The organism is Aureispira anguillae (assembly GCF_026000115.1).
GTDB lineage: Bacteria > Bacteroidota > Bacteroidia > Chitinophagales > Saprospiraceae > Aureispira > Aureispira anguillae.
This window is the reverse complement of record NZ_AP026867.1, coordinates 5,125,781-5,151,302: the sequence shown is the minus strand read 5'-3', so window position 1 is coordinate 5,151,302 and position 25,522 is coordinate 5,125,781. Positions and strand designations below refer to the sequence as shown.

General features: G+C 35.5%; 20 protein-coding genes. 13 read left to right on the top strand and 7 right to left on the bottom strand.

From position 1 onward, the window contains the following. Positions 1-11: 11 nt before the first annotated feature. The 11 genes from AsAng_RS20160 (at position 12) to AsAng_RS20110 (ending at position 12,509) form a co-directional block, all read left to right on the top strand. A complete protein-coding gene (locus tag AsAng_RS20160) occupies positions 12-509 on the top strand; it encodes a SixA phosphatase family protein (RefSeq protein ID WP_264788907.1) in 498 nt (165 codons plus the stop codon). Positions 510-1,024: 515 nt separating this feature from the next. After that, the gene (locus tag AsAng_RS20155; protein WP_264788905.1) at positions 1,025-2,314 is read left to right on the top strand and encodes an aldo/keto reductase; all 1,290 of its coding nucleotides are present in this window, start codon (positions 1,025-1,027) and stop codon (positions 2,312-2,314) included. Between the two features lie 118 nt (positions 2,315-2,432). Beyond that, complete coding sequence (locus tag AsAng_RS20150; protein WP_264788904.1) at positions 2,433-2,591, top strand: hypothetical protein; 159 nt, start codon at positions 2,433-2,435, stop codon at positions 2,589-2,591. Positions 2,592-2,681: 90 nt separating this feature from the next. Continuing rightward, the gene (locus tag AsAng_RS20145) at positions 2,682-2,816 is read left to right on the top strand and encodes a hypothetical protein (protein ID WP_264788903.1); all 135 of its coding nucleotides are present in this window, start codon (positions 2,682-2,684) and stop codon (positions 2,814-2,816) included. 123 nt (positions 2,817-2,939) lie between these two features. Next, positions 2,940-3,068, top strand: a complete 129-nt coding sequence (locus tag AsAng_RS20140) for a hypothetical protein (RefSeq protein ID WP_264788902.1) — start codon at positions 2,940-2,942, stop codon at positions 3,066-3,068. Positions 3,069-3,184: 116 nt separating this feature from the next. Next, the gene (locus tag AsAng_RS20135) at positions 3,185-3,319 is read left to right on the top strand and encodes a hypothetical protein (RefSeq protein ID WP_264788901.1); all 135 of its coding nucleotides are present in this window, start codon (positions 3,185-3,187) and stop codon (positions 3,317-3,319) included. A 338-nt stretch (positions 3,320-3,657) separates the two neighbouring features. After that, complete coding sequence (locus AsAng_RS20130; protein WP_264788900.1) at positions 3,658-5,904, top strand: peptidase domain-containing ABC transporter; 2,247 nt, start codon at positions 3,658-3,660, stop codon at positions 5,902-5,904. After that, a complete protein-coding gene (locus AsAng_RS20125; RefSeq protein WP_264788899.1) occupies positions 5,894-7,183 on the top strand; it encodes an HlyD family secretion protein in 1,290 nt (429 codons plus the stop codon). The genes AsAng_RS20130 and AsAng_RS20125 overlap by 11 nt, the downstream gene beginning before the upstream one ends. Before the next feature lie 43 nt (positions 7,184-7,226). Next, positions 7,227-8,501, top strand: a complete 1,275-nt coding sequence (locus AsAng_RS20120) for a class I SAM-dependent methyltransferase (RefSeq protein ID WP_264788898.1) — start codon at positions 7,227-7,229, stop codon at positions 8,499-8,501. 7 nt (positions 8,502-8,508) lie between these two features. After that, entirely contained in the window at positions 8,509-9,705 is a 1,197-nt protein-coding gene (locus AsAng_RS20115; protein ID WP_264788897.1) for a hypothetical protein, read from the top strand. Positions 9,706-9,872: 167 nt separating this feature from the next. Beyond that, the gene (locus AsAng_RS20110) at positions 9,873-12,509 is read left to right on the top strand and encodes an outer membrane beta-barrel family protein (protein WP_264788896.1); all 2,637 of its coding nucleotides are present in this window, start codon (positions 9,873-9,875) and stop codon (positions 12,507-12,509) included. Positions 12,510-12,569: 60 nt separating this feature from the next. On the opposite strand, the gene AsAng_RS20105 is transcribed toward AsAng_RS20110, so the two are convergent. Then, a complete protein-coding gene (locus tag AsAng_RS20105; protein ID WP_264788895.1) occupies positions 12,570-13,052 on the bottom strand; it encodes a hypothetical protein in 483 nt (160 codons plus the stop codon). A gap of 25 nt (positions 13,053-13,077) precedes the next feature. Continuing rightward, on the bottom strand, positions 13,078-15,204 hold the full coding sequence (locus tag AsAng_RS20100) for a protein kinase domain-containing protein (RefSeq protein ID WP_264788894.1): 2,127 nt from the start codon (positions 15,202-15,204) through the stop codon (positions 13,078-13,080). Positions 15,205-15,716: 512 nt separating this feature from the next. Here AsAng_RS20100 and AsAng_RS20095 point away from each other — a divergent pair. Further along, positions 15,717-17,102, top strand: coding sequence for an alpha/beta hydrolase family protein (locus tag AsAng_RS20095; RefSeq protein WP_264788893.1), 1,386 nt, complete (start codon positions 15,717-15,719; stop codon positions 17,100-17,102). Positions 17,103-17,229: 127 nt separating this feature from the next. On the opposite strand, the gene AsAng_RS20090 is transcribed toward AsAng_RS20095, so the two are convergent. The 3 genes from AsAng_RS20090 to AsAng_RS20080 all read right to left on the bottom strand — a co-directional run bounded on the left by AsAng_RS20090 (position 17,230) and on the right by AsAng_RS20080 (position 21,552). Continuing rightward, the gene (locus AsAng_RS20090; protein WP_264788892.1) at positions 17,230-18,258 is read right to left on the bottom strand and encodes a hypothetical protein; all 1,029 of its coding nucleotides are present in this window, start codon (positions 18,256-18,258) and stop codon (positions 17,230-17,232) included. A gap of 147 nt (positions 18,259-18,405) precedes the next feature. Further along, positions 18,406-19,224 (bottom strand): hypothetical protein, encoded by an 819-nt coding sequence (locus tag AsAng_RS20085; protein WP_264788891.1) that lies wholly within the window; start codon positions 19,222-19,224, stop codon positions 18,406-18,408. Positions 19,225-19,293: 69 nt separating this feature from the next. Next, a complete protein-coding gene (locus AsAng_RS20080; RefSeq protein WP_264788890.1) occupies positions 19,294-21,552 on the bottom strand; it encodes a M48 family metallopeptidase in 2,259 nt (752 codons plus the stop codon). Positions 21,553-21,889: 337 nt separating this feature from the next. On the opposite strand from AsAng_RS20080, the gene AsAng_RS20075 reads away from it, so the two are divergent. Then, entirely contained in the window at positions 21,890-23,248 is a 1,359-nt protein-coding gene (locus tag AsAng_RS20075; RefSeq protein WP_264788889.1) for a glycoside hydrolase family 113, read from the top strand. 54 nt (positions 23,249-23,302) lie between these two features. On the opposite strand, the gene AsAng_RS20070 is transcribed toward AsAng_RS20075, so the two are convergent. Then, positions 23,303-24,193, bottom strand: coding sequence for a hypothetical protein (locus tag AsAng_RS20070; RefSeq protein ID WP_264788888.1), 891 nt, complete (start codon positions 24,191-24,193; stop codon positions 23,303-23,305). Between the two features lie 334 nt (positions 24,194-24,527). Beyond that, positions 24,528-25,112, bottom strand: coding sequence for a tetratricopeptide repeat protein (locus AsAng_RS20065; protein ID WP_264788887.1), 585 nt, complete (start codon positions 25,110-25,112; stop codon positions 24,528-24,530). Positions 25,113-25,522: the final 410 nt, after the last annotated feature.

Sequence of the window (25,522 nt, the reverse complement as noted above, 5' to 3'; positions counted from 1 at the left end):
ATCGCTTTTTTATGAAAACACTATATCTTGTACGACATGCCAAATCTAGCTGGAAAGATCTTAGCCTAAAGGATATAGATCGTCCATTGAATAAGCGAGGAATGCGAGATGCTCCATTTATGGGTAAATTAATGCATCGAAAGGGAATTTTTCCTGATAAGATTATTACAAGCCCTGCCAAACGAGCCCAACTTACTGCAAAGGAGTTTGCCCTCCAGTTAGGTTATCAGTGGGATAATACTCAAGTACTTGCTACTATTTATGAGGCGAGTGCCTATGACTTGGTGAATATAGTACAGCATCTTGATGATCAATGGCAAGAGGTGATGTTATTTGGGCATAATCCTTCCTATACGGTTTTTACCAATTTTTATGCAATTCCTGAACTTGATAATGTGCCAACGGGAGCCGTTGTTGCTATTCAGTTTCCTGTTGATACTTGGGCGGCTGTCACTCCCAAAAATGGACAACTACACTTTTTTGAATATCCTCGACAATACTTTCCTTAATCGTTTGCTTTTTTGCTCCTTAGAAAAAGAAGTAAAAACACAATCTGATAACCTATTATATAGGGTTATATAAATAGGTGTTTTGTTAAATATTTCATAATATAAATATTATTTTAAACAATGTTATTGGCTTAAAATGCTGATTTTGAAGAACTAATAAATAGTTGAAAAAGTTGCTAAAAACTTAAAGGAGCTATTGGGGCTTGCAATAATTATATTTTCCATTTATATTTGGATACGAAAGTTAATAATGTGTATTCTAAATTATACGATTTTAAATAATTTGAAGCCAGTTAGTTTTCATTTGTTTATAACTAGGGACGCAAAATAAGTTATAAAGTAGAACAGGTAAAAGAACCTGAAGTCCTATCAATTTCTTTTACGATAATAATGAATTAAGGAAGTGTAATCCTAGGTTAATCATCAGTTTGATGTATAGGCAGTGTATTGCCTCAACTAAACAATAGCGATCTCACAAACAGTAATAATACAATTGAAACAACAGCGTATAGTACATGGTTGAAATAACTAATTTGTCTTCAGTCGGAATTGGAACTTATCGGATGGGTATAGAGGATCGCATACATTTTGATGCTTTGCATACTGCGGTCAAACATGGGTATAACTTAATTGATACAGCAACTAATTATTCTAGGGGAGAGTCGGAGGTATTAATTGGGCAATTTATACAACAGTACCCCGAATACAGCAAACAATTATTTATTGTATCAAAAGCGGGCTATATCCCAAGCAAAAATTTACAAACAAAAGCCTTTGCTGGTTTTTTGGAACAAAATGTTGCTGAAATTGCCGTTATTGAAAACGATTTTGAGTATTCTTTGGATCCTAATTTTATTGCTTATCAGTTAGAAAATAGCTTAAGAAAGTTAAATCGGGAGTACATAGATGTTTATTTATTGCATAATCCTGAACGTTACTTGCAGAGCAAAAATTTAAATAGCCCAACTCAACTCTATCAGTCTATAACAAAGGCTTTTGAGTTGTTGGAAGAAAAAGTTGAGGAAGGTAAAATCCGATATTATGGTGTTAGTTCGAATTGTATGTTTAATCCTCAGGCAAAGGGGGCAATTGATTGTGCCCGATTGCTAGAGATTGCAGCATCAATCCGCAATAAACATCATTTTAAATTCATTCAATTTCCTTTCAATTTTAAAGAAAAAATGGCCTTAGAAATGCATTATGATAAGCAATCGCTTTTAGCATTTGCCAAAGATAATGGATTGATTACAATTGGTAATCGACCTTTAAATATGAATGAAAATGGATTTGAATTCAGGTTGGTTACCCATGAAAAAGAATTATCGGATCTGAATGCTATAGCCGCTAAGGCTTGCATAGAACTGTTTTTGAAAGAGGTTAACCAGCGAGTTGCTAAATTAACCAATGGGGAGAGCAAAGGCAGTGATTTTGAACCCATTCAGTTACTAGAAAAATACTATACTAATTTTAAATCTAAAGGAGCTGTTGATGCTTTTTTTGCAGCACAAATGAATCCTTTTCTAACGACTATTTTTGAAGAAGACTGGCAACAATTTGAACCGATGCTAAATGAACTACATAGGTATACGGTTCTATATGCTTTGCAGGCACAAACGAATAAAACAAGGCAGTTTTTAGCTGCTTTAGAAGAGGAGGGCACTTCAATAAAAGAAAATAGCGTTTTGACAGCTTGTCATGCTTATCTAAATGAATCTTTGTTGGATCATGTCTTGGTAGGCTTGCGAAAACCAGCGTATGTGTTAGCGTTAAATGGAGAATTTAATAGGGTAATGTCAATGTCTTGATGGTTTGTTTTTAAAAAAGTTTGACGTATTGGTTATTGATTGTAAGTACAATTAATCCAAGGGATGCTTGTGCCCTAAACACAACTAGCTTTACAATTTCAATATTAAAATTAAAACGATGAAACGATTAAAATTAGATGATTTTAAGTCAAAGAATTTGAAAAAAGAGAACCAGACAACAACCGACAAATTACTAGGGCAAGTCTTAGGAGATTGTCACGACCATATACATACACGGGAGGGCTCTGCTAAAGCTTCAATTCAGAATATTCGATAATCTAATAATTCTTTCGCTAAGCGAATCATAATAAAAGGAGTAAGCCGAAAATCCTAAAAAGAGTAGGCATCACAATTAAAATTTTAAACAATGAAACGATTAAAATTGGATGACTTTAAGTCAAAGAATTTGAAAAAAGACGATCAAGCCGCAACCGACAAACTACTAGGACAGGTACTAGGAGATTGCCACGATCACAAAGTTCAAGCAGATTTTGCTAGATAAATAGGTTTTTGTCCTTCTGTTAAAACAGAGGATACCTACGAATTATTCAAAACAGTGGAAAATTGAAAAGGAGTAAGCCGAAAATCCTGAAAAGAGTAGGCATCACAATTAAAATTTTAAACAATGAAACGATTAAAATTGGATGACTTCAAGTCAAAGAATTTGAAAAAAGACGATCAAGCCGCAACTGACAAATTACTAGGACAAGTACTAGGAGATTGCCATGATCACAAAGCTGCAATTGCAGAGTAATAGGTTTATCCCCTTCTATTAGAGAGGGGGATAGCTTTTAACAACCAAGTACAGATTAAAACAGGAGCAAGCTGAAAATCCTAAAAAGAGTAAGCATCGCAATTAAAATTTAAACAATGAAACGATTAAAATTGGATGACTTCAAGTCAAAGAATTTGAAAAAAGACGATCAAGCTGCAACCGACAAACTACTAGGACAGGTACTAGGAGATTGCCACGATCACAAAGTTCAAGTAGATTTTGCTAGATAAAATTCTCCCTTTTACTGAAGATAGAGCACCTTCTTGTTATGGCTTTAGGGCTATACGAGAAGGTTTCTCATAGAACAGAAGTCGTGTTTTATGATAGGATCATAGCAATTGAGCAAAAACGTTACAAGAATGTTTATCAAAAGCATCTAAACTTGATTTTTAGTATATGTTTTGTCAAAAAGCATTGAAGTATTAATATTTATAGTATATTCGAAATACTTTTGATAAAGGCATTGTGTAACAAAGACTTTAGTGCTTGTGAGTATTCGTGCCCAACGTTTTTCCATACTGTTTATTCGTACATGTCCCATATCCCAAAAGAGGCTTAACCTTACTTTATGTATTCCGTTTCAAAAAAGATAAAACAACTGTTATTTCCCAATAAATTTCCTGTATTTATACAAACAGATCGATTTGATTGTGGGCCAACTTGTCTAAGGATGTTAGCTAAGTTTTATGGAAAAAACTTAAGTATGGAACACCTTCGGTACAAATGCAAAATTGGTCCAGATGGGGTATCTGCCAAAAATCTAATTGCAGCAGGAGAAGATTTAGGCTTTCATATTATACCAGCTTTGATTGATTTTGAAACCTTAGCGGTAGAAGCGCCTTTGCCTTGTATTGTTTACTGGAGAGATCGGCACTTTGTCATTGTACATAAAATTAAGCGAAACAAAGTGTACGTAGCAGATCCTATTTATGGTCTGATTACCTATACCAAAGAAGAGTTTGTAAAAGCTTGGCAAAATAACAATAGAGTAGATGATAGCCAAGGAGGAATGACCATCTTATTGGAGCCTACTGCTAAGTTTTATGAGCAAGAAGATGATAAAAAGCCAAGTGGGCTGAATATTATTTTGCCTTACTTAAATAGCCATAAAAAGTACCTAATACAGGTTTTTATTGGCGTTTTTATTGGGATGATCGTACAACTGATTATACCTTTTGTTACGCAAGCATTGGTGGATAAGGGGATTAATTATGGCGATCTAAATTTTGTCTATGTTTTATTGTTAGCACAGCTAGTTCTTTTTCTAAGTTCTTCTTTCCTAAATATCATTAGAAGTTGGTTGCTTTTGTACATTGGTTCTAGAACAAGTATGTTAGTCACCTCCGATTATTTGACCAAATTGCTCAAAAAACCAGTTTCTTTTTTTGATAGCAAAACACCAGGCGATATTTTACAGCGTATTAATGAGTCCAAGCGTTTAGAAGATTTTTTGAATGAGGCACCTTGGCAGATATTTTCTTATATCAATGCCTTGATTTTTTTGGTCATTCTAGCTTATTATAGCCTCTTGATCTTAGGAATTTTTATTGTGGGAATCATCGCCTATGTTTGGTGGGTTTGGTTTTTTATGAAAAAACGGGAAGAACTAGATTTTAAACGTTTTGATGCTTCTTCTAATATCAATTCTACCCTCATTCAGACTGTTAATGGGATACAAGAAGTAAAAGTAAATGGAGCCGAGACCAGACATACTTGGAGTTGGGAAAAGAATCGGGTACGTTATTATAAAACGGCTATTTCTACCCTCAAAGTGGGGCTGTTTCAATCTATAGGGGGCGATATTATCAATCAACTCAAAAACATTTCTATTACTTTTGCGGCTGCTTTATTGGTGATTCAGGGGCAGATTACACTGGGAACCATGTTGGCGATACAGTATATTGTTGGGCAGGTAAATGTTCCTCTGTGGAATTTGGTGGGTTTTTTTAGGTTGGTTCAGGATGCTAAATTAAGTGTTGAGCGTTTTGGCGAAATAGACTTTATTAATCCTGAAGAAAAATTATTGAACGAGCAAAACTTACTGACTTTGCCAAAGGAGGCGCAAGATATTGTGCTTGAAAATGTCAACTTCTCTTATGAAGGAGATATGGGGAACTTAGTATTAAAAGATATTAACCTACATATACCCAAAGGAAAGACAACGGCTATTGTTGGCAATAGTGGTGGTGGAAAGACGACCTTAATTAAGTTGTTGCTAAAATTATACTTGCCAACAGAAGGCGCTTTGAGGATAGGCAATACCAACCTTAACCATATTGATACCAACAATTGGAGGGCTTTGTGTGGCACCGTTTTACAAGAAGGGTATATTTTTTCAGATAATGTAACGAATAATATTACAGAATCCGCACCCAATGATGTGATCAATACAGATCGACTGCTAGAAGCGGTAAGGGTGGCGAACATCGAAGAACTGATTAATAGCTTGCCTTCGGGATTTAATTCAATGATTGGTCCTGCTGGGTCTAGTGGGCGTACATTGAGTGGTGGACAGCGACAGCGGCTTTTGATTGCAAGAGCGGTGTATAAAAATCCAGAATTTTTATTTTTTGATGAGGCTACTAGTGCTTTGGATGCCAATAATGAGCGAACTATTATTGATAATTTGGATGAGTTTTGTAAAGGGAAGACGGTAGTGGTTATTGCGCATAGGCTGAGTACGGTCAAAAACGCAGATCAAATTGTAGTCTTGGATCAGGGAACCATCAAAGAGGTTGGAACACATGATGAACTAATTGACAAAAGAGGATCTTATTATCAACTTATAAAAAATCAACTAGAACTTGGCAATTGATAAAGATAAAATACTGAGAATAGAAGATAAGAGTTATTTTTTTCAAGACATTCTAGAAAAAACACCTTCTTGGATTGTTAGCTGGGGAAATACGCTCTTTTTTATAATTTTTGTTTTGTTGCTCTTGGGCTTATGGGCAATTGAATACCCAGATGTGATTATTTCTGAAGCTACTGTTTTGACAGAAGATCCATCTATTGATGTGTATAGTGAAAGTAGCGGTCAAATTGCACACATACTCAAACAGGATAAAGAGCTTGTTAAAAAGGACGATTGGATTTTGGTCTTGAATAATAGTGCAGAATACAAGAGTATCTTAGCCTTAATGGATTTGGTGGAAAAATTAGATGGAACTGATTTTTGGGAGAAAATTAATGCCATTCAATTGGATGACCATTTGCGGCTAGGTACCCTGAACGATGAGTACTTAAATTTAATTCGGAATATTAGCGAGTACCAATTGTTTAAAAAGCTAAATCCTCAATTTTTGCAAATTGGTATCAATAACAATCGAACCAAAAACTTGGATAAAATCTTATTGAACTTAGCAAAGCAAAAAGAATTGTTGGAGCAAGAACAGGAGTTGGTTTATAGTGCTTATCTAAGGACAAAAGAACTCTTCAAAAATAAAGCTTCTGCCAAAATTGAAGTAGAACAAAAGGAACGACAATGGTTGGCGCTCAAAAGCCAAATAGAAGAACTCAATAGTGCTATGCTAAAAGCTCAACTCCAACAAGAGGTAATTAATAAAGAAAATTCTTCTTTGGTAATTGAGCAGTCAGACCAATACTTATTGTTGAGGAATAATATCTTAAGTAGTTTTAATCGCCTGCTTTTTTTATTGAGAGAGTGGACACAAACCAATGTATTAGTGGCTCCTGTAGATGGTATTTTGAATATGTACGATATTCGATCTAAAAGACAATTTTTGACCAAAGAACAACACGTTTTTACGATTAGTCCTAGTGGAAAACAAACTTATTTTGCTTGGGTGAAAATGCCAATTGGAAATTCAGGAAAAGTTAAGGTCGATCAATCGGTCATTATTAAATTAGCCAACTACCCTTATCATGAATTTGGAACATTAAAGGGACGAGTTTTGTCGATCACCAACGTTCCCAAAGATGGGACTTATTTACTAAAAGTTGAATTGCCCGACCAATTGCTCACTAGCTCTGGGCAGGAATTAGAACAAAAACAGGAGCTAATAGGGGTGGCAGAAGTAATAACAGAGAACCTTTCTTTGTTGGGGAGAATGTTTAATTTTTTAAAGAATTAAGCGATTCCGAATTCAAAGAATCAATCTTATAATAAAAATAACAATGGTTTTTGACAATTTAACAGATGATGAAAAGGCGTATTGGCTCAATTATCTTGTTAGGATGGAGGGCTTGCACGGTCAAACTGTACCGCAAAAAGAGCATCTAGCAATTGATAATGGCATAAGTGCGAGAAGAATTGCTTTGATAGAAGAGGCGAATTTATTTTATAAAAATATTTATACTAAAATAAAAGATGAACTGTACCCTTTGGTTGCAAAAGAAACACTGCTTACCAAGGAAGTGCAGTCTTTTTCTTACGAATCTGCCACGCCTTTTTCCTTTGGTTATTTGATTAGGGATTGGGGGCATAACTCCACTTATGACCAATATGGTATAATTCATTCCTTCTTAGAAGAAAAATTACAAGCAATGAATGTTTCAGCAGCACCTAGTGCGCTTTTCCTAGGCTGTGGAACAGGGCGGTATGCAGTGGATCTAGCGTATAGATATAATCAAGTAGATGCTTTTGATGCTTCTTTGTTTATGATATGGAGTATTAATCATCTAAAAAAGGTGAGAACTTGGGAGGTGGTACAAAAAGTGTTGCGAAACTGTCGAACAATAGAGGATACGATACAACGAGTCACTTTGAAAATGACGGAGGAACAAGTTAGAACCATTGACGAAAAAGTTAACTTTTTTATTGCTCAAGCTTCCAATATTCCATTAGATCAGGGGGCTATTAATCACATCTATTCTATTTATTTTACAGATGTATTGCCCTTGAATGTCTTGTTTGGAGAGTTGGATCGTTTACTGGCAGCCAATGGATTGTTTATTCATTTTGGTCCCTTGGAATATTTCTTTAATACAGAATTAGAAATGCTATCTGCGGAAGAGGTAGCGTTGTTTTTTCAAAAAAAGGGCTATCGTATTCTAGCCAATGAATTTTTGGCAACTAGGCATCTATTTAACCCTAACAGTATGCGTTATCGCATGTATGATAACTGGTTTTTTGTTGCTCAGAAGGGGGATGCTCAAGCAAGACTTACGCTTTCGGATGTTCTAGTGGTTAATAATGCGGTTGAGTTAAGGGTAACAAGGCGGGCAAAGGATGGTAAATGCATGGAGGCGAGCTATGCTGCAAGTTTCCATCAGAAAGCATACGATCTTCCTGAAATTATTTACGAGCTGATGTTGAAGATAGATGGCAAAACTACCTTAGAACAGATCCTTTGGCAGTTAGAAATTTCTGATATAATAGAGGAAGAGAAGGAGCAACTCCTTGCGATTTTACAAGAGCTATTGGAGTCCAATTTTATAGCATTAAAATAAATAAACCATGGATAACGAAAGAAAATTGTTAATAGATGGGCAAGGAAGTTTTTGTGACATCATTAAAACTGCTTTGTATCAAGAAGATTCCACTATTTTTGAACGGCTAGATTTTTACGACGATAAAATCTTTCTAGAGCCTTTATTATTTGGCTACTGTGGCAGAAAAAATCCAAAAATGACGAATCAGCAGATCTTATTTGGTTATGCTGAATTAGAACATAAGCCCTTGCAATTTAAGGTGTTTTCAAATCAAAATGGGGTGGTTTATTTGCCCAATTATGGTTACCTAAAAACGGAGAAGCCAAGCACTTTTTTTGAATTAAATTATCAACCAGAACGCAATACAATTGTACTAAAACAGGGGGAGGAACGTGTGGTATTTGATTTTTTACCCATCAATTATTTAACAACAATCCCTTCTATAGAGTTGAGTAGTTCGATTGATCCACATTCTGAAGATTTGTTTTATGCTTGGCCCAATGCCAAAGCAACGCTCATCAACGAATTATTATCTACTGCCCCCATCGCTGTTGAACCGTTTCAAATCGCTTTGGAGCAGGCATTAGCCTTGCTAAAAGAACATTTGCCCAATGAATTTGAGAAATATGCCTTAAGTACTCGAAAGATTATTCTTTTTTCCTCTTCTGAACTTAGGAATTTTGCTACTCGTGAGGCACATGGAACAACTTATTTAAATGTAAATGAAAACAGCAATGTCACCTTTTTCCTAGAGGAATTGATCCATCAATGTTCCCATATTGTCTTTAATGCAATGACGTGCAATATAGAAGAATTCTTTTTGGTGAATCATAACGAGACAATTGGCAACTATTTGAACAATGAGGACGATAGAACCTTATATAGTGCCTTGCATGGGATTTATACTACGGGGCAGATTGTTGATTCATTTTTGGAAATAATAAAGAAAAACCCAGGATTTGACCCAGAGATTTTGCACGAATTAAAGGGCAGAATTGCAATCAATAAGAATCGCCATAATATTGGCTTAGAGCAAATTCCCTTGACAACCGTTTTTACGCCTAAAGGGCAGGCTCTTTTTTCCCATTATTACCAAAAATTGGACAATAACATTAAGAATAATCCTTCATTTTTTGACTTTGATATGGCATCTCATCCTGTGGTATTTAACTATCAAAAATTTAAACGAGATAACCCTTTAGGTGAATTAAAATGGAGTTAATCAATCGATAAAATTAGATGGTTTATCTATTAAATAGAACACTTTGTCCTTTATCCTATTATTAAATTAAACCAAGTAATCCTATTGCTGTCTTAAATGACGCAGTCATTTATTCACACTTGGGGCAGCACCCAAGAACATTACAAATATTATCAATAGGATAAATCATGAAATCTTTATTTACTACTTTATTATTCATCTCATTAATAGTTATTGGTCAGGCACAGCCTGGGGGACGAGAAATGCCCAAAATAGGAAAGCTTAGTGGAACCGTTTATGACTCTATTAGCCAGAAGCCCTTAGAATTTGCTACTGTTTCTGTTTTTAGAATGCGTGATTCTGCTTTGGTGGGGGGAATGATAACCGATGAGAAAGGAAAGTTTGAAATTGATCAATTGCCAATTGGCAGACATCGAGTGACCATTAGTTATATGGGCTACAGTACGTATACCGTCCCAATGCTAAAGATATTTCCGAATCAGCCTACTGTTGATTTAGAAAAAATTTATGTTGCTCCAACAGAAGCTACCCTAAAAACAGCAGAGGTTACAGCAGACAAAGCAGTTTTTCAATTGGGATTAGATAAAAGAGTTTTTAATGTAGATAAAACGAACTTGGGCGATAGTGAGAATGCAACGGAAATATTACGCAATACACCAACGGTAGAAGTTGACTTTGATGGTGCTGTCAAAATTCGGGGTGCTGCTGTGCAGGTTTATATCAATGGAAAACCGACAGGATTAACAGGAGATAGCCAAGCAGAAATATTGGATCAATTGCCTGCCAATACAGTAAAAAAAGTAGAATTAATTACCAGCCCATCTGCCAAATATGATCCAGAAGGTGCCTCTGGAATTATTAATATTGTACTAAAAAAGAATGTTTTAGAGGGCTTCACAGGGTCTGCCAATGTTTCTATTGGAACCTCTACTTGGGTGCCCTTTGGAAAGTATAGAGGTGGTTTGAGTTTAAATTTTAGAAACAACAAAATCAATATCTTTTCTAACTTTAGTTATAATTATAGAGAAAGCTATAGCCGAAATTATAACTATAGAGCCACTACCTTACCCACAGATACTTCCTTTTTAGAACAGTTTACAGATAGAAAAAGAATTCGAAATGGAGCTATGGCTCGCATAGGAATGGATTATTATTTTGATGACTATAATACCTTAACCATTGCAGCCCGTCTTCGACCAAGTGGCGGTGGGAATAGTAGTAACATACAGTATGACTATTTAGATGCCAATCAACTAAAAATGTCCATTAGTGAGCGTATAAATGATGGTAGTCGGAACCGTTTTAGTATGACGTATAATCTCGTTTATGCTAAAGTTTTTAAACAAAAGAAAAAAGATAAAAATAATCAAGAGGAAGTGACTCGCCGTGACAATTCTAAAGATTCTTATGGAAAGGGACGAAGACGTTGGCATGGTGGCGGAGATGGTCGTGCAGGGGGACGTTCAGGAACAATGGGAGACAAACAAGAACTGGTGATTGATTTGCAGTATTCTATGAATAACAATTCGGAATTTGAAACCTTTTCAGAGCAATTGTATTTACCCGATTGGACAGAGGCAAACAGCACGCCTGATTCTCAATATACCACCAATTACAACAAAATGCACCAAGGAACCATGCGCATTGATTATACCCACCCCTTTAATAAAAAAATGAAATTAGAGGTTGGTTATAAGGGCAATATTCGTTGGTTAGGCAATGATTTTAGTTCTGAATCCTTTGATTATAACCAAATGCAAATGTTGAACGATACAGGACGAACCAATAATTTTCAATACCAAGAACAGGTCCATGCGGTCTATGCAACTTTTGCACAGCAAATTGGTAAATTTCGCTACAAATTAGGATTAAGAGGTGAATATACTTTGGCAGATTCTCGTTTGGTTTATCCAACTGATTCTACCTTTAGAAACAACTATCCCAGTATATTTCCTTCGGTACATCTATCGTACGAATTGCCCAAAAATCAACAAGTACAATTGGGCTTTAGCCGAAGAATACAACGCCCATCTACTTGGGCATTAAACCCTTTTCCAAGCTATAGTGATCCGTTGAATTTGAGATATGGAAACCCTTATTTATTGCCACAATACACCAATGCAGTTGAATTAAGCTATGTCAATTATTGGAAAGGAGGGAATACAATTATGTTAACGGCTTTTTATAAGTACAATACAGACCAAATCGTACGACTAAGAACTTTACGTCAAGATGGCGTTTCTGTACTTACCCATTACAACTTTAGTACGAGCCATATGTGGGGAGGTGAATTGGTGACTCGCTTTGTGCCTTTTAAATGGTGGAACTTTGGACTTACGGGGTCTGTGTACCAAAATATTCAAGATGGAACCAATGTAAATGAAGATTATTCTGTTAATGCAATTGCTGGAAATGTGAATGTAAACATGAATTTTGTCTTTAAATTTGGCATGCGTATTTCGCTCTATGCTTGGTATTCTATTCCAACCAAAGTAGCACAGGGCTGGACTGGTGGTTACACTTGGAATTCATTTTCTGTTAGCCAAAAGGTACTTAAAAACAAAGGAACAGTAACACTAAGTGTTCGGAACCCAATATTGGGCGGGCAGTATCAATTTGAGACTTCTGATGGGCGCTCCTTTTCGCAATCAGGGAAACATCAATGGGAGTCGCCTGTTTTTGAACTGCGTTTTTCATATCGTTTTGGTAAAGTTAATGTTCGGGATGGACGCTCTAAAAATGCCAGCCGTTTACGAAGTGGTAGCAGCAATGGTGATGGTGGAGAAGGAGGAGAAATTAATTAGTACTCATTAGAATTATTAGAGCAAAGGTTCTAAGTGTAGCACCTTTGCTCTAATCTAATGTTAGTGTGTGTGGCAAACTGCATTCTGACGGCGATTGGTTTGACTCGCACTTTTTATAATTTGTTCGTAGGATTCAGAGATTGTAAGCCCTTTGGTTTGATTTTTTTCGAGTAAATACTCAAAAGACGGACCATCAGGATTGCCATATTTATTGAAATCTCGTTGTTCTAAGCTGGCAACTTCTGTTTTGTCTTTCATCATAAACCGAGCATATTTTCTAGCGTTGTGACGCAATAGAAATGCTTTTTGAGCACGAGTTTCTAAGTCCAATCCTTGATGAATCCAATATTCATTCATCTGATCGATGGCAATAACTTGGAAATTATACCATGTCCGAATATCACAATTGTTTTCTGGATTGGAAACCTCTATAGATGCAGGGGCAATTACTTGATGACTGCTCATCCAATAGGTCAATCCAGAGGAAAGGAGTATTAACGCAATGCTATAGAGAATAAATTTAAGGAGGTTTTTACTGTTCATCTGATTTGATTTAGATAGAGGAGGGTTAAAATGGTTTGACTAGCCCAACCATTTCTAGTAAATGTCGACCATAATTAATTTTTTTGTACAACTCTGCATTTTGTTGGGCCTGACGACAGATCGCAACTTGGTCATGGAGTGGTTTTTCAAGCTGCTGCAAATCGTATTGTAATCGTTTTAATTCAGAGCGATTAATGCGCTGTTTTTCAATGAAAAAATTAACTTCTGCTTCTTCTTTAGAACTAATAGATTGGTGATAGTGTTGAATGTCATCGATCAATTTTTGATGTTCTTCTTGGCAACGATAAATAATATCCTGAGTTTTTTCCCAATATTGCTCTTCCTGCTCAATTTGTTCTAACTCCTGCTGAATCAACAAGGCTTCTAAGGTGTGTAAATTATCCTTATAATGAGTCTGTTCTTCTCGACTAAGCGATCCTAAACGATATTGGCGTTTTAGTAAAGCGATCGTTTGACGCAGTGTAGAAGATTGAATGGATAAAAATTTGGTTTCTGTTTGGATTTTTTTTTGATAATAGGCTGTAAGTTCTTGAAAACGAGCTTTTTCTGTTCGTTTTAGGCGTACTAGTTTTTGTTTTTCAACTCTAATCGTTTGAAAGAATCGATCTATTTTTTCCTGGATAATACCCCGATTTTTTAGTAAATTGGAGATTAAAGGAATAGGATTATTTTCCTGTATACGTTTTATACGTTCTACATAATCTGAAATTTTTGCTTCATAATCTTCAGCGATTTGAATTAATTCTTTAAACTGTCCTAGCTGTTTGTTTAAAATACCAACCACTGTTTCTTTTTGATCTGCTGATTTTCGAGTTTTATAGGTGGAGTAGTTAAAGCCTAAATAGGCAAGACTGCCGATAATAAGACTTAGGTACCAAGGCATTATAATAGATAAAGCAGTAGCCGTGACCATAATTAATAATAAGACAATAAAGTTGAAAAAACGCTGAGAGCGAATGACTTCAGGGTTCTGTATGGCAATAGGAAGTTGACGATTTTGCAACTCTTGTTTTTCCAATGGCTTTTTTAGCTGAATTTTAGGCGCTTGACTTATTTTGGAAATCATGGGAAGCGTGAATAGCTGCTCCAAGTCTAGATCATGGGGGATTTTATGTAGGGCAAGAGGAGGAATTTTTAGTTTAGATTCATCCACTATTCGATCTTTGTTATAGGCTCGAAGTACTTGCACCCATTCCTCTGCGCTAGGTCGGGCAAAAGGCTGGTGATGCCCTTTGATAAAACAGCGCTCAAACAATTGTTGTATGCTAGACGGAAGTTTGTGATAACGGTCGTGTAGTTCGGGAATAACGGCAAACTGCCCTTTTAGGATAGGGTTGTGTACAAATAGCCCCTGTTCAATTTTTTCATACAAGCTATTATATTGATCGTAAGGAGCTAAGGCAGAAGCAGCATAAGGATGAACACCCAATAGCATTTTATAAAAAATAACTGCCATTCCAAAGCAATCCCAAGGCGTTTCTTGTGTTGGATCAACCAAGTTGTTGTTCAAATAACTATCGGGTGGCGTGTATTCTGGTGTTGCTACAGGCGCATCATAGCGAGTAATTCCTTCTTCTACGACTTCTACAGAATCTAAATCGACTAAGGCAACGTTGCCTTCAGGGCTAACCATGATATTATCAGGTTTTAGATCGATTAGTATATAGCGTTCGGTATCGTGAATGTGTTGAATGGCCAAAGCTATTTTATAACATAGATCTAAGCGATTTTGTAAATTTACATCAACATTAAAGTCAAAGTCATGCCATGTTTTGCTGTGTTTTTTAGGAAGGTTCGGAAGGCATAACAATTCTAATTTTTCGCCTGCTACCCAAGGCATCAAAAAGCCCATAAAGTGCCCTTCTTTGTCTGAAACTAAGGCTTGAGGCCAAACTAAAGTAATGGCTGTTTTCTTTCTAAAACCTTTAGGGGGAGTTGCTTGTAAATAAAGAATCTTTTCATGTCGAAGCTTTGTTCTACGGTTAGGGTGGTATATTTTTGCAACCAAATGCTGATGAGAACTAGGGGACTTAATTTTGTATAAACTGCCCTCTCCGCCACTTGCTATGGGGGATTCTTCCAATAAAATTGGTAGTGGAGTATTATTGTGATGTTGTATCCAAACTTTCATGCTTATACGATATACAGGGCTAATGGGTGATACTAAATTAATATTTTAATTGATCCTTACAATCATATTAATCTTTTTTTATCACTTGTACTCATCATTACTCCGTTAAAAACCCGAACAGAGCTTGCGACCTCACGAACAGAGTGAGTAACAAGGCTCACGCAGTAACCACGCAGAACCCAGCTTGCTGGCTCACGAGTGATAACGAGCTAACCTAGCAGCGAAGCTAATCACATCAAGTTGATTATTAGTATCAGATGTTTTTGTAGCTTAAAATATTAAAAAACTGATAACCAATGTTATCCATGAACGCAGTGAACAACTAAGCGCAGCGCTCATGACCGCAGGGAATAATGAGTGAAGCGATCATAGGCAAAGCGCACGAACTAATCAACGGAGTATTAACTCATAAAATACAAATTCAAGAACTTTCTTTCTTTTTCTGGCGTTAAGGTTATATATTTAGATAAATGTCTAAATGTTTTTTATTAAATCAATTAATACCATACAAAATGAATTATTTTATCAGCAGTTTATTGGTCATTCTGATGACTAGTACAATCGGAGCGCAGGACTGGACGGGAACTTGGGAAGGGATGTTAAATGCAGGTACCCAAGAACTAAAAATCATTTTTCACCTTGAAAAGAATGCAGCAGGGGATTGGCAGGCAACAATGGATAGCCCTGATCAGATGGCTTATGACCTCAAGATGGACGATGTTACGATTAAGAACAACGAAATTACAATGAGTTTAACGGCTGCACATGCTCAATATGTAGGGACTCTAAATGAGGATAAAACTTCAATAAAAGGAAATTGGGTACAGGGAGTGCCTTTGCCCTTAGAATTGACAAGAGCAGAGAAAAAAAGCCATAAGCGTCCGCAAGAACCTCAAGCGCCTTTTCCTTATACAATAGAAGAGGTAACGTATGAAAATAAAAAAGAAAAATTTGACTTAGCAGGTACCCTTACTTTACCAGAAGGTGAAGGCAAACATCCTGTTGTAATTTTGATTTCAGGCTCTGGACCACAAGATAGAGACGAAACCATTCTAAAACATAAACCATTTTGGGTGTTGGCAGATTACTTAACTCGAAATGGTTTTGCTGTATTGCGTTTTGATGATCGAGGAGTTGGGGCTTCTGGAGGTGACTTTTCGAAAGCAACAAGTGCTGATTTTGCTACAGATGTAATGGCGGGGGTTGATTTTCTGAAAAAACATCCTAATATTGATCCTAAACGTATTGGTTTGATGGGGCACAGTGAAGGAGGATTAATTGCGCCTATTGTTGCTAGTAAAGATAAGAAGATTGCTTTTATTGTATTATTGGCAGGTCCTGGAGTACCTGGAAATGAATTGTTGCTGAAACAAAGCTATGATATTATGGTGCAGAAAGGAACAGATGAAAAACTACTAAAAACGGCCAATAAGATAGGAGGTAAATTGTACGAGGCTATTATAAATGATAAAAATAATAAATTGGGAACCAATGAATTATTAGAGTTGGTAAAACCAGACCTTAGCAGCTTGAGCGAAGAAGATAAAAAAGAAATTGGAGGGGATGAAGTTACCTTAAGACAGAGTATCGCAGCTTTAAGAAGCCCTTGGATGTTCTATTTTATTAATTCTAATCCTGCTGATTATCTCAAAAAGGTTAAATGTCCTGTCTTAGCGATTAATGGAGATAAAGATATTCAGGTAGCAGGGGAACAAAATTTGGATGGAATTCGTGCCGCATTAGCTAAAAATAAGAAGGTAAAAACGGCATTGTTGCCCAATCTTAATCATTTGTTTCAAACTTCCGAAACAGGTGCTGTTGAAGAATATGTAAAAATTGAAGAAACTTTTTCACCTGAGGCAATGAAGCTCATCTTGGATTGGATGAAAAGCTTGTAAATATGCCGTGTACAAGTGCAAAATAAATAGATGATCCTTTAATTTGAAAATTTGAAAATGTGATAATTGTTACACATTTTCAAATTTTTCAAATTGCTACACTTTTAGATAAAGAATAGGGCAGTTACTAAGGATTCCAATCAAAATAAGTTGGTGGACTGGTATTTTGAGTAGAAAAATTGATGGTGTAGGTATTGGGGGTGCCAGTTGGAGGTGGAACTCCTGTAGGCAAGGTAGTTAGGTATTTTCTAATCTGCGAAGGATTAGAAGCAACATGCCCCAAATCCGATTCATGATAATAGTTTGCCGAATTTAGTGATGTAGTTTGCTGCTGGATAAAGTTCGAGCTGCTTTGATAACTATAATACGACAACTGATAAGCAGTATAATCATTTTCGTTTCCATTGGTAATGTACCCAATTGTTGCGTTTTGATCGGCTTCATTATATTTAACGTTATAGAAGTAGGGATAACTCAACGAACTATAAGCAGATGAACTCGGAGAGTAATAACCATCATCTATGTATCTAAGTTTGTCAAAGTTTGTCGAAGATAGATTGACCCCAACACCATGATAGTATCTCCGTATAGATGAAGTAGGGGAGAAGGGGCGCTGGTATCTAAAGGTAAAAAAGACATCTAAATTATCTGAAATATCAATGGCATCAATGGCTTGAAAGGTTACATCAGAAGGAAAGGCATAATCAAATGGATTGGAAGGTATTCCAGAAATAGCAGGTCCATGATAATAAAGATTATTGTTCTTTAGGATGACCAAAGTGGTGTTGCCATTATTTTTGTGCCATAAAATATCCTTAACATTGCTATGTTGAGAAAGGGTTTCTAGCACATTGCCTGAGGTATCTATAATAACAGGAGTTTTGTTAACATTTAGATAAGCAATCTTATCATGTTGAGGACTTAATGCTACATGTGTTTTGGATGAACTAGGATTGTTGGTTAGACGCTTTTCATCCGACAGAATTTCATTGACCAAATAAATATCATTTCTATGAATATAGACCAAATCTTTTTTGAGTTTGAGTCCTTCGTTTGTGGTCGTTCCTGCTACGCCAAAAATAGGCTCGTATTTAGAACAAGCACTGATTGTTATCATTAATAAAGCTGTTAGACAGCCCCAATATAGTTGCTTCATAATAGTTTTTTTTGAAGAGATGAAGGATAGCAAATAGCTGATTAGAACAAAAAGCATTCTAATGGTTTAGTCCTTCAAAGAATGTACCTAATGCATTTAAAATTAAATAATCAATAGGGTACAATTTATAGCGAATTGAGCTAAGCGCTAAAAAATTAGCGCTCCAACACCTATGTGTACTCCCAATAAATAGCGATCTTGAATATTTCTAATGACTCCTTTTTGGTACTCGGTCACTTCAAAACTCCCAGTTGACGAAAATGGATTAGGAATACCACCAATTGGACTCGCTAGAATCATATATTGAGGAAAAATTGTTGTTTCTATACCAATATTAAACGTTATTCTGTTGGCAATTATCGTTCTATATCCCCACATTGCCGTTACTCCAAACATAAACGTAAAGGTTTCATGAGTTAGAGGAGCTAGTTGTTGAGGATCAGGGCGGTTGTCAATACGGTTGTCGGCATAGGATACCCGTTGATCCCTTAGAACGCCATTGACTCCAACAAAACGAAAGCCTAAGTCCCAATAAAAGCCCAATGGAGCTAAATTAGCATTACTCCTTCCATACAGATTAAATCCTACATTAAAATCGTGAGCATGTAGTTGGTAAAATAAGTTGTGATAATCCTGATTATTGGAGCCACTAAATAAGCTTGGGGTAGATGCTGTTGTATTTAGCCCTGAAACTTGATAATTATACGCCAACTTTATCGTTTGTTTCCGAGAAAGTACATAATGTAACGCCAGACTATAACGGTCTTTTATCGTAAAATGCCCCGTGTGAGCATTAAAAGGAAAAGACTGCGCCCCTTTATTTTGCGCCGTAGGATAACCAAAATTAGGGAAGAAAGTACCTCCCAATTCTATAAAAAAACGTTTTCCTTGATAACCTGGCACTTGAGCTTGTGTCAAGGAGCTGTTCAGTAAAAAAAATAGGGTTAGATATAAAATATATTTCATGGTTTATGTTTGTTGTAGTTAGTTGGATAGTTGGAACATCAACTTTTTATCTAAAAACTTAAATAAAGCCTAGCTGCGTTTTTTTCGCTTAGATTTTATCTGAAAAAAGGTATCAAATATATGGGCATTGAGTTGCGTTTTGGTGTCTTTTTGCTTGTAATAATCCTCTTTGATTACTTGGTAACGTCCCGTCTCTAAATCAAACAAAACCGACCAATAAACCCAATGGGTTTTAGAACGCTGAATAGAAGCAATTCCTGTAAATAAAAGATATGGAGTGCCATATTTTTGAACAATTTTATCCGCATAATCTTGATCAAACCCTTTCATTAATAGGTTACCCCCAAAGCGATTTTGTTGTGACATCCACTCTGACAATATACGAAGTTCATTAAAGGCCTCAGCATCGCTTTCGTTTAAGTTGTTGGTGTTTAATAAGGTAATGTTAACCTTAGCTAGCTCGGCATTTTTGACCAAGATATCGGTTAGTTGCAGTTGATTTTTTTCAGATTTTAAATGATCTACTTTAGACTTTCTTCCTTCTATTATTTTGACATAATAAGGAGAATAGACCAATACAGAATCAATGCCTAAAGCAACCATTCTATTTTTGCGACGTTTACGAAGTTCGGCTCTACCTTCACTAGAGTTAAAATATTCAGTTCGAGCTTCACGATCTTGTTTTTCTTTTTGGCCTTTAGAAAATAAATTTTTGAACATTTTTGATTCTAAGACATCTCGAAAAGCATACTTGGAATATTCAGTAGAATCGATTTCTTCCTCACTGATGATCTCTTGTTCTTTCTTTTGTTTTTTTATTTTATCATATTTAGATAATTTCGTCGTATTTTCTGGAGTTTTTGGCTGGATTTTGTCAAGACTATCTTGTTTTGCTTTGGCAAGTTTTGCCATTGATAGTTCTAAAATGCTCTGAGTTGAAAATTCAGAACGTTTTTCGTAGTGATACGCCAATTCTAGGAATAAATCTTCCAAAATAGTCTGTAATTCTTTATCGTCAGCATATTCTTGAACAACATCCCAAGCATACCTAAGGGTAAATACAGTTAAATCTTTAGGCTCTAATTGTGCCAAAAAATAGTAAACCTGTTGGGAAGGACCTTCTATATCCTCGTGCGCATTTTTACTCATATAATCTGAAGAAATATCTTCATCCGAATAAGAAACAGAATAAGGTTTTACCCCTTTGAGTTCATTTTTAAATTTAGTATAACCATAGAGTGATTTGGTGATGATTTTTTTCAGGTAGAGGCTATTTGGATATTTTTGTTGTAGAATATAACAAGCGTAGATAGCGTCTTGATACCTAAAATCATGTAAATAATAGTAAGCCAATTCAAAACGAGCAATATCTCGTACTTTCAGAAAATCCTCTTTAGAACCTGTTACAAAGGCACTACGATTTGCATTGCTGTTGTTGGCAATAATTTCGCTACAAGCTGTTCTTCTTTTGTCGATACTAGGATGTGTACTTTTAGAATCATCTTCTTCATACGATCCATTGATTTCATTTAACTCTTCTTCTGGCAAGAAATAAGATTCAGGGAAAGTGATAAATTCAGACTCGAAAAATGCTCTTTTGAATGGAATAATGTCAAAAGGGAGGTACGAATATTGAAGCACATCAAAAACTCCATCTAAATCCTCCAAGCTGTACTTACTCGTTAGGTACAAATCTAACCCTTCTTTATCTGCGTGTGTTTCAAGCTCCTTAGAGAAATAATTTTTGGCAACAATTCTATCGTCAAAAGAGGTATTGCGCATTAGATCTGTACGGCTAGAATAGCGGCTTATTTTTTGTGCTTCCAAATACATATCCAAGGCATGCCCATGTCGAACATGTGATATTTCATGTGCCAAAATAAAAGCTAATTGAGCTTCACTCTCTAATTGAGCCAATAATCCTACATTGACAAAAATAATTCCTTGATTGGTTGCAAAAGCATTAACAGCAGAAGAACGAACAGCATAAAAACGCAATTTTTGGCGCATTTCTTCATCATCCTTTAACAATTCATCCGCTACTTTATTGACATAGGCAGTGATGGGATCATTAAATAAAACTTTGGCACTTTGCAATAAATCATCAATTAGAAAATTGCTTTCAAGGTAGAATTGTTTTTGATCTTTTTGATTGTTGTTTTTATCTACATTTTCCAGCTCTTTTTTGTACTTTTCAGAGGATGGAATTAAAAAATCTTTAGGAATTTTCCCCGTACTTTTTAATAATTGATAATTGTTAAAGTCTTGAGCATTAGTGGAAATACTCAAGCATAAAAAAAGTATCAAAAGGAAAGGTTTGTTACTCATGAATGTTTATGTTTTAGTGGTTAAAAATATACTATCCAAGTATATGTTCTCAAATATAGCATATTGGGGTCTGAATAGCAAATCTGTAATAGGGAATAAAAAAGAGGAATTATTGAGGCAAAAAAACAGTTCTTTAAGCTGTATTAAACTTTTTTAAGTTGTAAAATACCTGTCATTTATGGCGTTTTTCGTAAAAAAAAAGAAAATAATACGGTGGAAGCATTATCTTTATTTATATAGGGGGCATACAACTAATTACTATGTAGTTCACTCTAAAAAATTAACGGAGTATTATCTATAAATAAGAGTACCTATTTTGTTGGTGTAACTTTTTGCTATGAAAAAATTGTTCTTACTTATTTGTCTACTGCCTTTTGCACTACTTCTTTTTAGTGGGGAGCAGCAACGTGTTGCTTATAAGCCTGAGTTGTTTTATCTGGGAGGAATTCAAATCAATGAAGCAGATAATTTGAGCTGGATGAATATGCTCAAACAAGCAGATATGAACACTATAGAGGTAACTGTTTATGCCGAACAGGGAGAATGGGACAGTGACTCGTTGAGATTTGATGAGAAAAATGAGAAGGTCTTGTCTGAAATTCGAACCGCAAAAAAAGCAGGCATAAATGTGGTGTTGATTTTGAGAGTTGCTTTAGATTATTCTTTTATGCGCAATCGATTTATGTGGCATGGGATGATTTTGCCCAAGAATGAGCAATTATTAGCCAATTGGTTTGATCGATACGAAGCCTTTGCGATGAAGTGGGCTACAATTGCAGCAGAAGAGCAGGTCGATGTTTTTAGTATTGGTAGCGAAATGAATGCTTTATCATCTACCTTTACGGTTTGGTCAATTCCCCCTTTGTATGCTTATTATAATGATATAGAGGCGCAGAATAGATCCGAAAGACGTGCCTTAAAATACGAATCGATCTTAAAAAAGGAAGATTATTGGGTGTGGGGCTACGATAATTACCCCAGTCTTAAGACATATCTTGAAGACCGAATTCAATATAATTATACTTGGGGTCAACAAGCTACCTTTGCAGGGAAAAAAAATAGATTGTCCCTAATGAATCAGCGCCGCAAACAATCTCTTATGGCTTGGAAAAAATTGATTAAGCAGGTCAGAACGGTTTACAAGGGACAATTGACCTATGCGGCAAATTTTGATAATTACATGGAAGTAGCTTTTTGGGATGATTTAGATTTTATAGGTATAAATGCTTATTTTGGTTTGAGGAATGCGAATAGAAAAGTAGAAGATGCAACAGAGCTGAAAGAAAGCTTAGAGCGGGGCTGGAAGAATGTGTTTTATGAAATTGATGCTTTTAGGACAACGTATGGCTTAAAAGATAAGCCGATGATTTTTACAGAACTCGGATATGTCAATCGAGAAAATACAACACTTGCACCTTGGGCGGGGTTCGGCTATTCTATTGTTGGAACGAACAAAAATGAACGAGTAATTGTTTGGAAGCGAGAAAAAGAAGACCTAGAAGAACGGAAATTTGCAATGGATGCTTTATATAAAGTGGTTAAACAGCAACAAATTAATTTAGAAGGAATCTTATATTGGAAGCTAACGACTCATGATTATCATTTGCCACACGAGCCTTTTGCATTACATTTAACGCCTAATGCCAAGGATTCGCTTCAAACTAGTTTGGCTCAATTTGCAAGGCTAGATGATTAAAATAAAAAAGGCTTTCCTCCAAGAGGAAAGCCTTTTTTATTGTTTCTGTATTTCTTAGTTTTTCTTTAAAACATCAGGATATTTTTTTGCTTGAGCATTAGCATTAATCCAAGGTGGAATAGTATGCCCAGAGCCTCCAATGTAAGCAACTTCACCTCCTTCGCTTACGGTGAATTTCCATTGGTGGAATTTTTGACATTGATTCACACAGTTTCCGAATTTAACACTATAGTTAATTTCCCAACCATCACCCGTTCTAGCAATAGCAATATCATTGCCGTCACCATAAGGTAGTATTTCTTCGATCGAACCAACTCCCTCACTGGTAAAGAATTTCATCATTAAAGCAGGCATGTTTAATGGTTCTCTAGATTGCAATACCAAACCAGCTCGTTCCTCATCTAAATAAACCATGCGAGTCATGACTAAGTTGTATTCTCGAATGAGATTATTAATGGTTACACTTCCAGTAGTATCTTGACGCTGTTTTAGTGGTTCTACCCATGGAGCATCATGTTCGAATACCAAAATAATACTCTCTACATTTGGAATTGGAAAAGAGCGAACGTTGTATTTTCCAGCAATGGTATCAATAGCACCATAATCCGAAGTACGCACAGCTACTAAGGCATTATAAATGGCTTGGACCAATTCTTCTGGAACACGAATTGTTTGTTTAGAAATACGTTGTTCTTTATTAATTAATCTTAATGCTAAACGAGCAGCATCTTTTTTATAGATTACCTTTAAATATTTAGGCAAAAGATTATCGTTGACAAAAAATTCAGGTAAATTTTTGAGTATTGTCAATTCTCCTCCTCTTTTACCTTTGCCTCGTTTTCCTCTTTTTCCACGCTGAGCGTTGGCATCATCAGAAGAAAATAAAAATACAAGGGCAATTAAAGCTAAACATTTAGTGATTCTGAGTACAGTTCTTACAACCATAAAATTTTAGTTTTTAGTCAAATTATAGAATTTGTAAGATAAGATAAGTGTTTGTTATAAAGATAGATATTTGATTTTGTTTCTCAAAATAAATAAAAACTTTAAACGAATGCTCACAATCTAACCTTATTTTGATCAAAAAAAGAAGAAGTGCTATACAAATTACGAAAAATCGACTATTAAGTACATTTCTTTTTTGTTCGAAAGGAGGTTAATAAATTATGGAGAAATAAAAATTAAACACCTTTTAACTACAATTTGCTCTATCAATAATTAGAGATAAAAATGGGGAGAAAATAATTTTACTAAAATTAGTAAATTTATTGGGTTGCACTTATTGTACGTAATATTTGTCAATTTGTTGCTGTAACTTCAACGCTTTTTCTTTGTGCGTATGAGCTCTTTTTTGATGAAGAATTTTTGCCAAATTCTTTTTTGCCTGCTCTACATTATTCTCTTTAAGCAAAGTTAATACCAAATACCATTCTGCATCCTGTTTTCTGCCTTTTGAGCCTCTTTTGGACATCTTTTTGAATAAATTTTTGGCTTTAGTAGTTTGGTTGTCACCCAAATAAGCAAGTCCTAGATAAAGTTCAACTTCACCTTTATCTTTTGTCTTTGCTGTAGTTGTCATGTAGGCTTTGAAATATTTGGTTGCCTCAGAGTAATTTTTTTTATTATAAGCTAGGATGGCTTTTGATCGAACCGCCAAAATAGCCGCAGCATCGACTTCTGCTATCGTGTTTTCTGCTTCACTTTCTAAACCTCTATGTTTTTTAGAATCGATGATTTTGTGAGTGGTGAAATTATCCACAAATAATTCATCAGCAGTCATTCCTACATTAAGGTATTGATACCCTAACGGCAATAGAGATAATAGTATTATAACTACAACGGCGTATTTAAAGAAATTATTCATTTTAATAATAATCTTATGTATTATGAATTATTTGAACTTTTTTGATGCTTAAAAATAGGTTGTTTTATTACCTTGATAACAAGGTTTTTATCTGTTAGAAAAGAAACCTTGTAGCGATTTTAGCTTAGAAAGTATATTGATATCTTACAAGCATATTGAGGCGCTCAAGTGTGGACGAATTTGTTGCGAGAATACTTATGTACTGTTGTTAACAACGTTGAGCTTAATACGATATTTAGGCAAGTTATTGCAGTATAGGTAGGGGGAGAGAGCAATAACCAACTCATTTATTCAAGCATATTGTTCAATTTAGTTTATTTTTTTTATGTGTGAAAAATTCAATCTGTTACCTTATGTTCAGAATAACTATTGATCTGATAGAGAGTACTAAAACTAGAGGAATAAGCTAA

Bases quoted from the DNA above. Each gene is read 5' to 3' on its own strand.
- AsAng_RS20065 (WP_264788887.1), bottom strand. From the start codon at position 25,112: ATGAATAATTTCTTTAAATACGCCGTTGTAGTTATAATACTATTATCT.
- AsAng_RS20110 (WP_264788896.1), top strand. From the start codon at position 9,873: ATGAAATCTTTATTTACTACTTTATTATTCATCTCATTAATAGTTATT.
- AsAng_RS20075 (WP_264788889.1), top strand. From the start codon at position 21,890: ATGAAAAAATTGTTCTTACTTATTTGTCTACTGCCTTTTGCACTACTT.
- AsAng_RS20090 (WP_264788892.1), bottom strand. From the start codon at position 18,258: ATGAAGCAACTATATTGGGGCTGTCTAACAGCTTTATTAATGATAACA.
- AsAng_RS20120 (WP_264788898.1), top strand. From the start codon at position 7,227: ATGGTTTTTGACAATTTAACAGATGATGAAAAGGCGTATTGGCTCAAT.
- AsAng_RS20160 (WP_264788907.1), top strand. From the start codon at position 12: ATGAAAACACTATATCTTGTACGACATGCCAAATCTAGCTGGAAAGAT.
- AsAng_RS20115 (WP_264788897.1), top strand. From the start codon at position 8,509: ATGGATAACGAAAGAAAATTGTTAATAGATGGGCAAGGAAGTTTTTGT.
- AsAng_RS20150 (WP_264788904.1), top strand. From the start codon at position 2,433: ATGAAACGATTAAAATTAGATGATTTTAAGTCAAAGAATTTGAAAAAA.
- AsAng_RS20140 (WP_264788902.1), top strand. From the start codon at position 2,940: ATGAAACGATTAAAATTGGATGACTTCAAGTCAAAGAATTTGAAAAAA.
- AsAng_RS20095 (WP_264788893.1), top strand. From the start codon at position 15,717: ATGAATTATTTTATCAGCAGTTTATTGGTCATTCTGATGACTAGTACA.
- AsAng_RS20145 (WP_264788903.1), top strand. From the start codon at position 2,682: ATGAAACGATTAAAATTGGATGACTTTAAGTCAAAGAATTTGAAAAAA.
- AsAng_RS20105 (WP_264788895.1), bottom strand. From the start codon at position 13,052: ATGAACAGTAAAAACCTCCTTAAATTTATTCTCTATAGCATTGCGTTA.
- AsAng_RS20130 (WP_264788900.1), top strand. From the start codon at position 3,658: ATGTATTCCGTTTCAAAAAAGATAAAACAACTGTTATTTCCCAATAAA.
- AsAng_RS20135 (WP_264788901.1), top strand. From the start codon at position 3,185: ATGAAACGATTAAAATTGGATGACTTCAAGTCAAAGAATTTGAAAAAA.
- AsAng_RS20100 (WP_264788894.1), bottom strand. From the start codon at position 15,204: ATGAAAGTTTGGATACAACATCACAATAATACTCCACTACCAATTTTA.
- AsAng_RS20085 (WP_264788891.1), bottom strand. From the start codon at position 19,224: ATGAAATATATTTTATATCTAACCCTATTTTTTTTACTGAACAGCTCC.
- AsAng_RS20155 (WP_264788905.1), top strand. From the start codon at position 1,025: ATGGTTGAAATAACTAATTTGTCTTCAGTCGGAATTGGAACTTATCGG.
- AsAng_RS20080 (WP_264788890.1), bottom strand. From the start codon at position 21,552: ATGAGTAACAAACCTTTCCTTTTGATACTTTTTTTATGCTTGAGTATT.
- AsAng_RS20070 (WP_264788888.1), bottom strand. From the start codon at position 24,193: ATGGTTGTAAGAACTGTACTCAGAATCACTAAATGTTTAGCTTTAATT.